Raw genomic sequence first — 14,012 nt, forward strand, 5'->3', positions numbered from 1 at the left:
CAGAACCTATAACCTGCCACTTCGCCTTAAGTATTAGGGAACACTACCTATTCATATCGTAGTATTACCATCCCAAATTTTTGTCCCACTGTTTCTCTGCTGGAGCCGTTATGACCGAAGCCTCCCGAATCCACTGTTCCCGACTGCGAGAGCGCCTGATGCCTGCCGAGGAAGCCGCCGCGCTGATCCCCTCCGGGGCCAATGTGGGCATGAGCGGGTTTACCGGGGCCGGTTATCCCAAGGCCGTTCCGCAGGCGCTGGCGGCGCATATCCGGGAACGCCGGGAGCGCGGCGAGAACTATCGCATCAGCGTGTGGACCGGTGCCTCAACGGCACCGGAACTGGACGGCGCCCTGGCGGAGGTGGACGGCATCGAAATGCGACTGCCCTACCAGAGCGATCCGGTGTGCCGCCAGAAGATCAACGAGGGCCGGATGTCGTACATCGACATTCACCTGTCCCACGTCGCCCAGCATGCCTGGTCGGGCTTTTTTGGTGAACTGGACATTGCCGTGATCGAGGTAGCCGGCATCACCGAGGACGGCAAGCTGATCCCCTCGTCTTCCATCGGCAACAACAAGACCTGGATCGACCAGGCCGACAAGGTGATCCTGGAGGTCAACCACGGCCAGAGTGCCGGACTGGAAGGCATGCACGATGTCTATTACGGAACGGCCCTGCCACCGCGACGGAAGCCCATCGAGATGACCCAACCGGACGACCGGATCGGGGAGAAATACCTGTTGTGCCCGCCGGAAAAGATCATCGCCGTGGTCGAGACCAACGCACCGGACCGGTGTTCACGATTCAGCGAGCCGGACGAGACGTCGAACGCCATCGCCCGCCACCTGCTGGCCTTCTTCGAGATGGAAGTGGAGAAGAAGCGGTTACCAGAAAACCTGCTGCCGCTGCAATCCGGCGTCGGTAACATCGCCAACGCGGTCCTCGCCGGCCTGAACGAAGGCCCGTTCAGCAACCTGACCGCCTACACCGAAGTGCTTCAGGACGGCATGATGGCCATGCTGCGGTCGGGCAAACTGCGCATGGCCTCGGCCACGGCACTCTCCCTGAGTCCCGAAGCCAACCGTGAGCTGACAGACAACATCGATTTCTACCGGGAACGCATCCTCCTGCGCACCCAGGAAATCAGCAATCATCCGGAAGTGATCCGGCGCCTGGGCATCATTGCCATGAACGGGATGATCGAGGCGGACATCTACGGCAACGTGAACTCTACCCACCTGATGGGCAGCCGCATCATGAACGGGATTGGTGGATCGGGGGATTTCGCACGCAACGGCTATCTGTCGGTATTCATGACGCCATCAACGGCGAAAGGCGGTGCCATCTCCACCATCGTCCCGATGGTATCCCACGTGGATCACACCGAACACGACGTGCAAATTGTGGTGACCGAACAGGGGCTGGCGGATCTTCGGGGACTGGCACCGAGGCAGCGGGCCCTGAGCATTATCGAGAACTGCGCCCATCCGGATTTCCGGCCAAGGCTGCGGGATTATTTCGACCGTGCCTGTGCCAGCGGTCGCGGCATGCACACCCCGCACCTGCTCTGCGAGGCCCTGAGCTGGCATCAGCGTTTCGAGGAAACCGGGCAGATGTGATCTGCCCGGTTTGGAACCAAAGGCAGGATCAGCCCGACCGGCAATCCGAGAACAGATTGAGGTCCGGCTGAATCATCTTGGTCTGAACGTTCATCATCGCCAGCAGTGACGAGAACAGATTGTCGTGGCTGGCGGGCTGCTGAGCCTCTTTGGCCAGGCAGGCCATATCGATATGGTTGGCCTTCTGGAAACCGTCGGACAGCCACATCACCATGGGCACGTGGATCTGTTCTTCCGGCGCCACGATGTAGGGAATGCCGTGGAGGTAAATGCCGTTATCCCCGAGGGATTCCCCATGATCCGACACGTAGACCAGGGCCGTGTTGTACTGCGATGACAGGGATTTCAACATGTCCACCGTCTGGCCCAGCATGTCGTCGGTCACCCGGATGCTGTTGTCGTAGGCATTGATGATCGCCTGCTGGTCGCAACTCTGCAGTTCGTTGCTTTCACATTCGGGCAGAAACGCTTTCTGATCCGGCTTGCTGCGCTTGTAGTACTCCGGGCCGTGGCTGCCCAGCTGGTGCAGCACCAGGAACTGGTCGTTTTTCCCGTTCTTGTCGATCACCTTCCGGGCGCCCTTGATGAGCACCAGGTCCTCACAATACTCGCCCTTGCACAGGGCAGGATCCTCGGGCTTGCTGGTCGGAATGCGCTTGCACATGTCCTTGCAGCCGGACTGGTTGTCCAGCCAGTCGGCGTCGATGCCCGCCCGGACCATGATATCCAGCAGGTTGTCGCTGTTCTTGGCCACCGATTCATCGTAGTTGGACCGGGTGACCCAGGAGAACATACAGGGCACCGAGAAAGCCGTGGCAGTACCGCACGAAGAGACCTTCGGGAAGTTGACCAGATTGGAGTCCGGTTCGGCCGCCAGCGCATTCAGACGCGGCGTGGTATCCCGCTCATACCCGTTCAGAGTGAAGTGATCGGCCCGGGCGGTCTCTCCCAACACAAAGACCACCAGGTTCGGCTTGTCGCGCTCTGAAGGCGCCGGGCTCATCTGCGCATCCATTCCCTTGTGCTGATATTCCACCGGGAACTGGGCGGCAACGGCCTTGTTGCCCACCGAGACCAGGGCCGACACACTGCTGACCGGTACCACCATGTCCTTGATGTCCCGGTGATTCCGGAAGGTGGAGGCCATTTCATCGTAACTGGTCAGGGCAAGCAGCAGAACGAGCGCAATGTCCGCCACGATGGGCAGCAGCCAGTGGGTGATTTTCCGGAACCCGGGGGGCCACTGGATCCGCACGAAATACAGGATCGCCACCGGCACCACAAAGAAAATCAGGGTGTGAATCAACAGGCTGACGCTCAGGAGCCCCCGGACCTCGTTGACGTCCGTCTCCATGGCATTCTGCAACATGTGCTTGTCGATCAGCGTGCCGTAGGCATTCATGAAGTAACTGCTGAATGCCGCTGCAAAGAACAGAAACACCAGCATGGGTTTGAGGGCAAACCGGAAGGAAAACAGACTGATCAGAAGGTGGTTAACCAGCAGCAGAAGGAACGCCAGCTTGACCATGAGCAACGGCTGGCCAAAGCCCACATACTCTTCGATCGCTTTGTAGAACGGCGCATTGTAAAAAGCCGTGAACACCACTGCGCAAATCAGGACCAGCCAGTGGGGTTTGAACTGCAACCATGAAAAGGTCCCGCCTCCTTTGGGAGACGGGAAAGAACCTGAGGAGTTTAACGCCATACTATTACCAAGACACTACAGAAAGATTGCGGTGAGAATATTGCCTGCACAACCTTAAAGCAAACTTAACGCCCGCTTCTGCGCCTTTTACGTACCCGCGTTCTACCCCTCTTCGGTTACGCCACTGCCGGTTCCGATGCCGATGGCACGGCCTGCTGCTCGCAGTGATAGCTGGCTGCGTCAAATCGACGCGTCTGCTGGCGGAACTGCCAGGTGAAGCCCGGCCACAGGGTGGTGTTCTTGCCGTTCTCGTTCACATACCAGCTCTTGCAACCCGTCTGCCAGACCGAGTCTCCCAGCTTGGCGTGAATGGAGGCGTTATAACGGCTGAAGGCGTCCTGTTTCACTTCCACGCTGTTCCAGCCCCGGTGCTGCATTTTCCGGAGTGCATCCAGGACGTACTGCACCTGGGATTCGATCATGTACACCATCGAGCTATGCCCCAGACCGGTGTTCGGCCCCATCAACATGAAGAAATTGGGGAACCCGGCGACGGTGGTGCCCTTGTAGGCTTCGGCACCCTCTCGCCAGGCGTCCAGCAGATCCTGCCCGCCGCGACCGAAAATCATGCCCCGCGGAATCGGCTCCTGGGCCTTGAAGCCGGTGCCGTAGATGATGCAATCCACGGTCCGCTCCACGCCGTTGTTATCAACAATGACATTGCCTTTCACTTCCCGGATGCCGTCGGTCAGGACGTCGACGTGATCCTGATCCAGCGCCGGGTAGTAGTTATTGGAGATCAGGACCCGCTTGCAGCCAAAATGGAAATCCGGCGTCACCTTCTTCCGCAGGGCCTTATCGCGGATCTGGCTGCGGATGTGGCGCCTCGCCTGCAACTCACCCAGCTTGAGAATACGCGGGTTGCCGACAAAACCGAGTACGCGGCCTTCAAGCATCCAGTAGATGCTCTGGCGGAAGGCGTTGAGGGTCTGGGGGACTTTCCGGAACATCAGTTTCTCGACCGGCCGGATTTCCCGGTCCGGCTTGGGCATGATCCAGGGCGGTGTGCGCTGGTACAGGTCCAGGTGGGCCGCCTCTTTCGCCACTTCGGGCACAAACTGGATGGCAGAAGCCCCGGTTCCGATCACGGCAACGCGCTTTCCCCGGAAATCGTACTCGTGGTCCCAGTCCTGGGAATGGAAACTGGTGCCGGCAAAGCTCTCAACACCCTTGATGTCGGGATAGGCCGGAGTGCTGAGCCCGCCCATGCCGGATACCAGCACGTTGGCCCGGAGTTTGTTCAGGGGCGGCAACGCCGGATCCGTGTGGTCCAGCTCATCACCCGGTTTCAGCCCTTTTTTCTTCATGTAGTCCCAGAGCGCCGGACTGTCGGAGGTTTCGAGGGTCCAGATACCGGCTTTTTCGTCCCAGCGGGCTCCGGTGAGATGGGTGTTGAGTCCGATGTGCTTCATCAGGCCATACTTTTCGGCGCAGCCTTTGAGGTAGGCCTTGATTTCGGGCTGGGTGGCAAACATCCGGCTCCAGTTCGGGTTCTGTTCGAAGGAGAAGGAGTAGAGGGCAGACTGGACGTCACAGGCACAGCCGGGGTAATGATTTTCGTGCCAGGTACCGCCGATGTCGTCACTCTGCTCGAGAATGACGAAATCATGGAAGCCGGCTTCCTTGAGTTTGATGCCCATGCCGAGACCGGAGAATCCGGTGCCGATGATGGCGATCTGTGCGTTCTGTGTCATTGCTGCTCTCCTGCGCTGGCCTGCATGGCCTTGCCTGTTATTGTCCGGGCGGTCATCATGACCGGTAGACACATGTATACAACAGCAGGTAGACAGCCGTATACATTACGCCCACAAACAATGCCCTTATGGCCTTAGCTGACAGATGGTTGTCCCCATTGCGCCTCAATTTCGGGGGGTCGGCAGGTTGGAGGGAGGCTTTCCGAAACACGCTCCTTGCGGCACATCCCTGTGGCGCTTGGGCTCCGCCATCCATGGCTCCGCACAGTTTCGGAAAGCCTCCCTCCAACCAGCCACAAGCATGGTCAGCGCACGAAGAACAATGCCCGGGGCCGGATGGTGCAGCCACTTCACAGACTGTTGAAGGCCATGGACGGCCTGAAACAAGCGTACATGGATGTACTCGCAGCGTGTCTGTGAAGTGGCTGCACCATCCGGCCTTTCTCCAAACTGAGAGGACACAATGGAAATCCTGACCGGCGGAAAACTGAAACTGATCCAGGCCGCCCTGCGCCTGATCACCGAAACCCGAAGCCTGACGTCGCTGGGCCTCCGCGAGCTGGCTCGGGAAGCCGGGCTGAACCCGAATACGTTCTATCGGCATTTCAGTAACCTGGACGAATTCGGGTTGCAGGTGCTTGGCTATATTGCCGAGGACATGAAAACCGGAGTGCGGGAGTTGCGGCGGATGGCTGAATCGTCAGAGCAGGCATCTCACGATACGGTGGCATTCGTCTATCACTATTTCCTGTCCAACCCCGCGGCCACCACCGTTGCCGTACGGGAACTCCATGGCCCCTCCCCCGTCCTGCGCCAGGCACTGGAAGCGCAGTTGAATGCCAGTGCCCGGGAGATGGCGGAGGACATCATCGAGCGCGATCTGGTGGCCGGAGTCGACCGTGATACCATCCATGAAATTTCACACATGACCATTCGCTATATCCTGTTCCGGGCTATGGACTATCTGGAGAAGCCGGATCAGCGCGAGCGCATCCAGCGGGAGACGGAACGGTTCATTAACCGACAGTTCCGGGGCGCGATGGTCGATCATGTTTCCAGCAGTACCCTGGAGACGATCGCCCGGGAGTCCTCCCCGGTTAGCCGGTAATCAGTCCGAATTAAAAAACCGCTGGACCTGGTTCGCGTGGGCCTGGCCATCGCGGTAACCCAGCTCCATCAGCTTCTTGCAAAACTGGCTATCGAACAGGAGGTAGCTCGCCAGGTTGGCACCGCCATCCGCCACCGATTCGGCCTCCCCGGTGAGGGTTCGAACCAGGGGCGGCAAAGCGCCCATGTGAGGCGCGGCCAGCTCGTCGAGGGGCTCCGATGGGGAGATTTCCAGAATGTCGACGGGATGAAGATCCAGATTGGCTTCCTTCAAGCGTTCTTCCGGAATCAGGGCAAGCAACTGATTGATCATTCGGGAGTGTTCGATGTCGTATTCCAGGGTATCGAGGAACATACCATTGAACACCTGCGCCAGGATCTGGCTGAGTGAGGGGGTTTCCTGCTGGTGATGCCGTTTCGGCGGGCACATGGCGTTGGCGCTTACCCCGATCACCAGCACTTTGCTTGCACCCAGCCTGAGTGCGGGGCTGATGTGGGCCATCTGTCGGGTAACACCGTCACCGAAATACTCACGGTTAATGGCCACCGGTCGGAACAGGGTCGGGATGGCGGATGACGCCAGAATGTGATCGATCGTCAATTCCGTCCGGGTGCCGGCGCGCTGGCCCTGGCTCCAGCCCTCCAGGTCCGGCCGTCCCTGGAAAAAGCAGACGTTCTGTCCCGAGGCATAACCGCAGGCATTCAATCCGACGGCGTCAATGTGCCCGGCCGAGAGGGTATCCCGAACCCGTTCAAAATCGATCTGTTCCTCGAGCAGCTTTCTCAGGGGCCGGTTGTCCAGGAAAGACACCGGCCCACCCTCCGACGGGCGGGCCAGCATACGCCGGGCAATGCTCGTGACATTGCGCACCATGCTGAACGGGTCGGCCCGGAAGACCTGATCCATGGTCAGGCCCGACCACACGTTCTCGAGGTGATCAATGCTGTGACGGAAGCGACCACGGCTGCCGGCAATGGCCATTGCATTGATGGCACCGGCGGAGGTGCCGACGATCACCCGGAACGGATGCTCCCAGTCCGGGTACATATCGGCGATGGCCCGAAGGACGCCCACCTGATAGGCAGCCCGGGCCCCTCCTCCGGTCAGTACAATCCCGTTGCGTGGCATCCGCGCCTCCGGAACCGGTTATTCCGTCGTGTTGAACACGTAGGAGGACACTGTGCCGTCCGGGTTGAAGCGCACCACCAGATCGGTGGTCTCGGCATCACCGAACGCGGACCAGCGATATTTGCCGTAGGTCCAGGTGCGCTTGCCATCCTCTACCCCGGTGCGCCAGGGCTCACCGAACATCGTCTGGATCTCGGCGCGGGTGGTTTCCCCAATGCGGATCTGGTCCACATTGTGAGTCGGAAAGTCCCGACCAACCGTGGCACAACCGGCAAGAACGGCAATCAGGATGGCGAGTACGGTGGTTTTCAAGGAACGGGCAGCGACCATGACAAACTCCCTGTGGCTGACAATTTCCTTCATGATAGTCGCTGAATACGAAGACGCGATTACGAACCCGACAGATTCCCCGGCGACCGCACAGGCAAAAAAAAGCCGCAGGCCTCGCGGCGCTGCGGCAGGGGTACGATCGAAGGGTCGATCAGTAAAGCTTGGCGAGGGATTTCTTGGCGAAGGCTTCCACTTCTTCCAGCCGGCCCTCTTTGACCTTGACCAGCCATTCCGGATCCTGGAGCAGGGCCCGGCCAACGGCGATCAGCTCGAATTCGTGGTTGTTCATGCGCTCCACCAGTTCGTCGATACCGGCTTTCTCCACGGCTTCTTTCTTGCTGGCAAAGGTGCCGCTGATGAAGTCCTCGGTCAGGCCGACGCTGCCCACCGACATGGTGGGGACGCCCGTCAGCTTCTGGGTCCAGCCTGCAAGGTTCAGGTTGGAACCCTCAAACTCCGGCTCCCAGAATCGGCGGGTGGAAGCGTGGAAAATGTCCACTCCAGCTTCAACCAGGGGCTGAAGAAAGCGATCCAGCTCCTCGGGGCTGTGCACCAGCTTCGCTTCGTAGTCCTGTTGCTTCCACTGGGAAAAACGCAGCATCACCGGAAAATCCGGGCCAACGCGATGGCGGACTTCTTCCACAATTTCCACCACGAACCGCAACCGCTTTTCCATGCTGCCACCGTATTCGTCGTCACGCTGGTTGGTGCCCTCCCAGAGGAACTGGTCGAGCAGGTAGCCGTGGGCACCGTGAATCTCAACCCCGTCAAATCCCAGCGCCTTGGCATCCTGGGCGGCATCGGCAAACGCCTTGATCACGTCCTGGATGTCGTCCTGCGTCATGGCCTTGCCGTTGGGCTTGCCCGGGGCAAACAGTCCGGACGGACTGTATCCGGGAACTTCCGGGTAGGGCTCGACCCCTTCTTTGCGGACGGCCCCGACGTGCCAGAGCTGAGGGAAGATGGCGCCACCCGCCTCGTGCACCGCGTCGACGACCTTTTTCCAGCCGGCAAGGGCGTCATCGCCATGGAATCTCGGAACATTGGGATATCCGCTGGCCGCAGGATGGTTCACCGTCGTACCTTCGGTAATGATCAGGCCGATGCCGGCCTCGGCACGACGACGGTAATAGTCGACCACATCCTGCCCCGGAACACCGTTGGGCGAGAAGTTGCGCGTCATGGGTGCCATTGCCACGCGGTTGCGCAGCTTCAGGTTCTGGGTTTCAAACGGTTCGAACAGCGGGCCAAGATTCATGCTCATGATAATGTGCAACCTCACTAATTTGGTTTCTTAAAGCAACCTTATTAAATCTGGTTTTAAGATGCAACCCTATTCGGTACACTGGCGGGTATGGCCAGAAAACGTTTTGATGATTCCAGCTGCTCCGTTGCCCGCGCCCTGAATGAGGTCGGCGACTGGTGGTCCCTGTTGATTGTGCTGCACGCCATGTATGGCACCCGGCGGTTCGTGGATTTCCAGCAGGAACTGGGCATCGCCAAGAATATCCTGTGTGATCGGCTCGGCCGCCTGGTCGACAACGGCGTCCTGCGGAAGGTGGATGTGGGGGAACACGGCTCCCGCTTTGAATACCGTCTGACCGAAAAAGGTCGGGACCTGTTTCCGGTGGTTATCGCGCTGCGCCAGTGGGGCGACAAGTGGAATCCGGCTCCGGAACAACCGGCGCTGAATCTCAGAGACCGCGCCACCGGCCGTCCGGTACAAATGGTCCAGGTCCGTGATGCCGACGGGCAGCCCCTGAGCATCCGCGACGTCTTCATGCCCGAAGACAGCCTGCCCGAGGCGAAAAAGGGCTAGGCCAGACTCCGGCTCAATCCCTGCAAAACCCACGATTTCTTGAGTTGCGTCAATCCGGCCACTAAAGCCCGCCTGGCCGCCAGCCTTTATTGTTTTATATCAAGTTTGTCCATCCCGCGATCATTAACCTGTGTTCATCAACGATTCTGATCAAGGAGATGGCCCATGTCTTACTCTATTAAACTCGGTATTCTGGCAGCGGCAGTCATGGCGACTGCACCCATGGCTCACGCTTATGAAGCAGGTGATCTGATTGGGCGCCTGGGCGTGGTCACGGTGGATCCGGATTCCTCCAGTGGCAACCTGAAGTCCGACGCTGTAGGCGAGATTGATGGCGCCAAAGTAAGCGTCGATTCCAACACCCAGCTCGGGATTACCCTGACCTACATGATCACCGACCAGTTTGCGGTGGGTGTGCTGGGCGCAACCCCGTTCAAACACGACATCAAGGGCGACGGTGCCCTGAGTGGCGCCGGCAAGCTGGGTGAAACCAAGCACCTGCCACCGACCGTGACCCTGCAGTACTTCCCGATGCCCAGCGGCAGCAAGTTCCAGCCTTACGTCGGTGTGGGTGTGAATTACACCAACTTCTTCGACGAGAAAACCACCAGCACGCTTACCAATACCTACGATTCGGTAGCACACAACAACTTGAACACCCCGGTCGGCACTATCGACCGGACCAAGCTCAACCTGGACGACAGCTGGGGTCTGGCCGCAGAACTGGGCATGGACTACGCAGTCACCGAGAATGTCGGCATCAATGCGGCGGTCTGGTGGGCGGACATCGACACCGACGCCACCATCAACGCCTATGCTGCTGATGATTCCTTTGTGGACCAGAGCACTATCGATGTTTCCATCGATCCCTGGGTCTACATGGTCGGCGTATCCTATAAATTCTGATCCCCGTGCCATCCGGCGACTCCTGGTCTGTGGGTCGCCGGAGGGTGCGTTCTCCTGTGCGGGGCCTCCGGCCCCGCTTTTTTATGCCTGTTCATCCCGGTTACTGCACCTGAGACGATACCGACGTCGGGGTGTTCGACTTTCGGGGCGGATATTTCGCGGATGATTCCCGGCCGTCGTGATTCAGGAAGCCAGATATCCACCAGGCAGGAGCGCGGCATTGTAGGCCGCGTGCAGGATCATGCAGGGCACCAGAGAGCCGTGACGATCCCGGAAATAACCAAAGACCAGCGCGGGAAAGAACACCAGCCATGCCGTCAGATCGGTGCGATAGACCAGGTGCCATGCGGTGAACAGAACGGCGGCCACGATATTCGCGACCGAAAGACCGACAATGGTTCTCCTGCCCCAGATCCCGGTGGACAGATATCCCTGTACCACACCCCGAAAGGCCAGCTCCTCGACCACAGGGGCCCAGAGAACCAGGGACAACAGCGGCATCCAGCCCCGATCGAGCCAGCCCCCGGCATCGAACAGAGCCCCGATAAAAAGACTCAGCACACAGCCGGAAAACAGCGCCAACAGAAAAAGCCGGTCTGTGAACAAACGTTTCGGGGCGATCAGGCCGAGCTGATCCTTGAGGGGCGAACTGGCATCCATTGGTTTCGGGACTATCCGGATCACTTGTCAGGTCTGAATGTTAATCCAACCAGATCCTGCAAGTCAGGTCATCAGAAACAACAATGCGGAGCCAAAGCTCCGCATTGTTGTGTGACGGGAACCGGGATCAGGCGCTTTGGCGCCGACCCTGCTGGCCACTCCCCTGGCTGCGGCCACTGCTTCGACCACCGGGTCTGGCGCCAAAACTGCGGGGTTTGCCAGCCGGTCGGCCATTGCCGCCGCCGTTGCCACCGCGACCTCGGGCCTTGCTCGGATCGGCCTTGGCTTTGGGTTTCAGGGGCAGATTATTCTTCGGCTCGAAACCTTCCACTTCCTTGCGTGGCAGCTGCTTCTTGATCAGCTTCTCAATGCCTGCCAGCAATTTGCCCTCATCGGCACTGACCAGCGACAGCGCATGGCCACTTTCACCGGCACGCCCGGTACGGCCGATCCGGTGCACGTAGTCTTCCGGCACGTTCGGCAGTTCGAAATTCACCACCTGAGGCAGCTGCTTGATATCAAGGCCGCGGGCCGCGATGTCGGTTGCGACCAGCACCCGGATATCGCCCTGCTTGAACTCGGCCAGCGCTCGGGTGCGGGCGCCCTGGGACTTGTTACCGTGGATGGCTGCGGCGGTGATGCCATCCTGCTCCAACTTCTTGGTCAGGCGATTGGCACCGTGCTTGGTGCGGGTGAATACCAGCACCTGCTCCCAGCTGTTGTCGCGGACCAGCTTGCTCAGCAATGCGGTTTTCTGGCTCTGGTCTACCGGATAGACCGACTGCTTCACTTTTTCGGCAGTGGTATTACGAGCCGCTACTTCCACCTGAACCGGATCATTCAGCAGACCCTGGGTCAGCTTCCGGATGTCATTGGAGAAAGTGGCGGAGAACAGCAGGTTCTGGCGCTTCGCGGGCAACAGCGCAAGGATCTTACGGATGTCGCGGATAAAGCCCATGTCGAGCATCCGATCGGCTTCGTCCAGTACCAGGATTTCCACTTCGTTGAAGCGAACCGCGTTCTGCTGGTACAGGTCGAGCAGGCGTCCCGGTGTCGCCACCAGCACATCCAGTCCCTTGCGCAGCTTCATCATCTGCGGATTGATTTTCACACCCCCGAACACCACGGCGGAGCGGGTCGGCATGTATTTGCTGTACAGGGCCACGCTGTCGTGAACCTGCGCGGCCAGCTCCCGGGTCGGGGCCAGAATCAGTGCCCGCGGGCCTTTACCGGTGCGCGGCTGTTCGGCCAGTCGCTGAAGCAAAGGCAGGGTGAAACCGGCGGTCTTACCGGTGCCGGTCTGTGCCGCGGCCATAACGTCCTTTCCGGAAAGAACGGCAGGAATAGCCTGGGCCTGAATGGGGGACGGGGTTTCATAACCCTGGTCGGTGGTGGCACGGACCAGTTGCTCGGACAAACCGAGTGAAGAAAAACTCATATAGAATAAACTCTTGATTGAATCTGCCTCCACGAACACCGTCGATCGGCGAATGCGGGCAGAAGCCATGATGATTCATGGAAAAATGACGACTACAGTCTCGCGCCGGTAGCGGCGGGACGTCCTCTGACAGGTCGTATGGATGGTTCGCAAGGGCGGCCTGTGGCCGGAAACTGCGGAATCCCTAGAGGCAGGATGCAGGCACCATACCAGAGGCGGTACAGGAACACTATAGGTATTTGTGTAATGCAAGGGCCCCGGGCCATCCGGGATCAGACGAGACCAAAGGTGAGCGCCGCCGTCATCAGGCTGGAGAAAGCCAGACCGGACAACGATAGCCCGAAACTCCACCGAAAGGAGGCGTCCACCGCCCGGTAGCCGGTCAACCGCTCCATGATCAGGGCGTTGGCGGCAAACGGGGTCCCAAAGGCGGTAATTCCCCAGCCGGTCACCATGGCCAGCCCCAGGCCAACCAGCGCGGACGATGGCCAGACCGAGCCCAGGATCCCGCCGACGAGCGTGCCGATCACGATCGGGTTAATGCCGGCCAGGCCGGAGACAAAGAACACCCAGGGCACTGCAGCGGCCAGCAATGACCAGCCCCAGACCGGCAACTGGGTATCGCCGTGAATATTCCCCAATACCACGCCGCTGATCACAGCCCCGATAAACGCAGAGCCGCCCACAATCGCCAGTTCGTTGCTGACCGGCGCCATATCGGCCACCGGCGGGTTGCTGCCCCGACTCCAGGCCAGTACACGCCCGCCCAGAACCGCGGCAAGACAGCTCAGAGTGACGGCATAGGCATAGTTGAAGCCATAGCGGTGACTCAGGACAAATACCCCCAGACAGATCGCCAGGATCAGGCCACCGAAGCGCAACCAGGGTCCCTTTCCCGCCGGCCTCTCCGGATCACCGCCGGTGGATTCCGGCTCCCGCCAGACCAGTCCCGCCAGCACCATCAGGAACGCAAAGGGAACGGCCAGCGACAGCAACTGAAGGCTCCCCAACCCCGGAAGCAGGGTCAGTGTCAGCACCACCGAGATAGACAACGGGGAAAACGTCGGGGCAACGCCAAAGCCGCGCAGAACCGCCCGGGTCGCGTTGCGGGTGGCGGCAGAATCGCCCCCGGCGCGGATCCGCTCGGACACCAGGCTGCCCACTACCGCCACCGAACCAAAATTCAGGGGAATGGACACCAGCGCGGTTCCAAAGGCAAGGCTCAGGTATCGGGGCGTGGGCCGCCCGCCAAACAGACTCGCCGAAATCCGCTGCAGATCGCCGGAACGTCCCAGGACGTGGGACAGCAGCATGACGGCCAGGATCAGACCCGCCAGACGGGTCACATTGGCCACGGCACCGTCAATCAGGGCCGGGTCGCGGATGAGGGCGTAGAACAGTCCCAGCAGGGCCGCTGAAAACACCACCTTCGGCACACGGCGCATATCGCCCCAGCCCAGGATGACTGCGAGCGCCACGGCAAGCGCACCAGCGTACGCCGCTCCCGGTAACAGCGAGAGAACGGCGGCCAGCAAAGCAATGTAAGCGAGCAGTGAACGTAGGCGATGCAAGGACGACTTCCTTATGATGGACGCGCCATCA

12 protein-coding genes are annotated in these 14,012 nt (G+C 59.9%); 4 read left to right on the plus strand and 8 right to left on the minus strand.

Annotation, left to right across the window (positions count from 1 at the left end):
• The first annotated feature begins 110 nt into the window (after window positions 1–110).
• Window positions 111–1,622, plus strand: a complete 1,512-nt coding sequence (locus tag MSNKSG1_RS13795) for an acetyl-CoA hydrolase/transferase family protein (RefSeq protein WP_008939899.1) — start codon at window positions 111–113, stop codon at window positions 1,620–1,622.
• 28 nt (window positions 1,623–1,650) lie between these two features.
• On the opposite strand, the gene MSNKSG1_RS13800 is transcribed toward MSNKSG1_RS13795, so the two are convergent.
• Together MSNKSG1_RS13800 and MSNKSG1_RS13805 are read right to left on the minus strand one after the other, a co-directional pair.
• Window positions 1,651–3,267, minus strand: coding sequence for a phosphoethanolamine transferase (locus MSNKSG1_RS13800; RefSeq protein WP_008939900.1), 1,617 nt, complete (start codon window positions 3,265–3,267; stop codon window positions 1,651–1,653).
• Window positions 3,268–3,443: 176 nt separating this feature from the next.
• Window positions 3,444–5,021: a flavin-containing monooxygenase gene (locus tag MSNKSG1_RS13805; RefSeq protein ID WP_008939901.1), complete on the minus strand. Its 1,578-nt coding sequence runs from the start codon at window positions 5,019–5,021 to the stop codon at window positions 3,444–3,446.
• A gap of 463 nt (window positions 5,022–5,484) precedes the next feature.
• Between MSNKSG1_RS13805 and MSNKSG1_RS13810 the strand changes: the two genes are divergently transcribed.
• The gene (locus MSNKSG1_RS13810; protein ID WP_008939902.1) at window positions 5,485–6,129 is read left to right on the plus strand and encodes a TetR family transcriptional regulator; all 645 of its coding nucleotides are present in this window, start codon (window positions 5,485–5,487) and stop codon (window positions 6,127–6,129) included.
• On the opposite strand, the gene MSNKSG1_RS13815 is transcribed toward MSNKSG1_RS13810, so the two are convergent.
• The 3 genes from MSNKSG1_RS13815 to MSNKSG1_RS13825 form a co-directional block, all read right to left on the minus strand.
• Entirely contained in the window at window positions 6,130–7,257 is a 1,128-nt protein-coding gene (locus MSNKSG1_RS13815; protein ID WP_008939903.1) for a patatin-like phospholipase family protein, read from the minus strand.
• Between the two features lie 18 nt (window positions 7,258–7,275).
• On the minus strand, window positions 7,276–7,620 hold the full coding sequence (gene bamE / locus MSNKSG1_RS13820; RefSeq protein ID WP_008939904.1) for an outer membrane protein assembly factor BamE domain-containing protein: 345 nt from the start codon (window positions 7,618–7,620) through the stop codon (window positions 7,276–7,278).
• A gap of 118 nt (window positions 7,621–7,738) precedes the next feature.
• Entirely contained in the window at window positions 7,739–8,851 is a 1,113-nt protein-coding gene (locus MSNKSG1_RS13825) for an NADH:flavin oxidoreductase (RefSeq protein ID WP_008939905.1), read from the minus strand.
• Between the two features lie 90 nt (window positions 8,852–8,941).
• Here MSNKSG1_RS13825 and MSNKSG1_RS13830 point away from each other — a divergent pair, with 90 nt between their 5' ends.
• Complete coding sequence (locus MSNKSG1_RS13830; protein ID WP_008939906.1) at window positions 8,942–9,406, plus strand: winged helix-turn-helix transcriptional regulator; 465 nt, start codon at window positions 8,942–8,944, stop codon at window positions 9,404–9,406.
• 165 nt (window positions 9,407–9,571) lie between these two features.
• Window positions 9,572–10,312, plus strand: a complete 741-nt coding sequence (locus tag MSNKSG1_RS13835; RefSeq protein WP_008939907.1) for an OmpW/AlkL family protein — start codon at window positions 9,572–9,574, stop codon at window positions 10,310–10,312.
• Between the two features lie 183 nt (window positions 10,313–10,495).
• Here MSNKSG1_RS13835 and mrtJ read toward each other — a convergent pair whose 3' ends face one another.
• From mrtJ to MSNKSG1_RS13850, 3 genes are all read right to left on the minus strand, one after another.
• Complete coding sequence (gene mrtJ, locus MSNKSG1_RS13840; RefSeq protein WP_008939908.1) at window positions 10,496–10,972, minus strand: JDVT-CTERM system glutamic-type intramembrane protease MrtJ; 477 nt, start codon at window positions 10,970–10,972, stop codon at window positions 10,496–10,498.
• 127 nt (window positions 10,973–11,099) lie between these two features.
• Window positions 11,100–12,410 (minus strand): DEAD/DEAH box helicase, encoded by a 1,311-nt coding sequence (locus tag MSNKSG1_RS13845; RefSeq protein ID WP_008939909.1) that lies wholly within the window; start codon window positions 12,408–12,410, stop codon window positions 11,100–11,102.
• Between the two features lie 272 nt (window positions 12,411–12,682).
• Window positions 12,683–13,981 (minus strand): hypothetical protein, encoded by a 1,299-nt coding sequence (locus MSNKSG1_RS13850; RefSeq protein ID WP_008939910.1) that lies wholly within the window; start codon window positions 13,979–13,981, stop codon window positions 12,683–12,685.
• Between the last annotated feature and the right edge of the window lie 31 nt (window positions 13,982–14,012).

It is taken from the genome of Marinobacter santoriniensis NKSG1, assembly GCF_000347775.1.
Lineage (GTDB): Bacteria > Pseudomonadota > Gammaproteobacteria > Pseudomonadales > Oleiphilaceae > Marinobacter > Marinobacter santoriniensis.

What these genes read in the sequence shown, in the direction of transcription:
- MSNKSG1_RS13795 (WP_008939899.1), top strand. Translation starts at nt 111, where the DNA reads ATGACCGAAGCCTCCCGAATCCACTGTTCCCGACTGCGAGAGCGCCTG.
- MSNKSG1_RS13805 (WP_008939901.1), bottom strand. Translation starts at nt 5,021, where the DNA reads ATGACACAGAACGCACAGATCGCCATCATCGGCACCGGATTCTCCGGT.
- MSNKSG1_RS13810 (WP_008939902.1), top strand. Translation starts at nt 5,485, where the DNA reads ATGGAAATCCTGACCGGCGGAAAACTGAAACTGATCCAGGCCGCCCTG.
- MSNKSG1_RS13815 (WP_008939903.1), bottom strand. Translation starts at nt 7,257, where the DNA reads ATGCCACGCAACGGGATTGTACTGACCGGAGGAGGGGCCCGGGCTGCC.
- bamE (WP_008939904.1), bottom strand. Translation starts at nt 7,620, where the DNA reads ATGAAGGAAATTGTCAGCCACAGGGAGTTTGTCATGGTCGCTGCCCGT.
- MSNKSG1_RS13825 (WP_008939905.1), bottom strand. Translation starts at nt 8,851, where the DNA reads ATGAGCATGAATCTTGGCCCGCTGTTCGAACCGTTTGAAACCCAGAAC.
- MSNKSG1_RS13830 (WP_008939906.1), top strand. Translation starts at nt 8,942, where the DNA reads ATGGCCAGAAAACGTTTTGATGATTCCAGCTGCTCCGTTGCCCGCGCC.
- MSNKSG1_RS13835 (WP_008939907.1), top strand. Translation starts at nt 9,572, where the DNA reads ATGTCTTACTCTATTAAACTCGGTATTCTGGCAGCGGCAGTCATGGCG.
- mrtJ (WP_008939908.1), bottom strand. Translation starts at nt 10,972, where the DNA reads ATGGATGCCAGTTCGCCCCTCAAGGATCAGCTCGGCCTGATCGCCCCG.
- MSNKSG1_RS13845 (WP_008939909.1), bottom strand. Translation starts at nt 12,410, where the DNA reads ATGAGTTTTTCTTCACTCGGTTTGTCCGAGCAACTGGTCCGTGCCACC.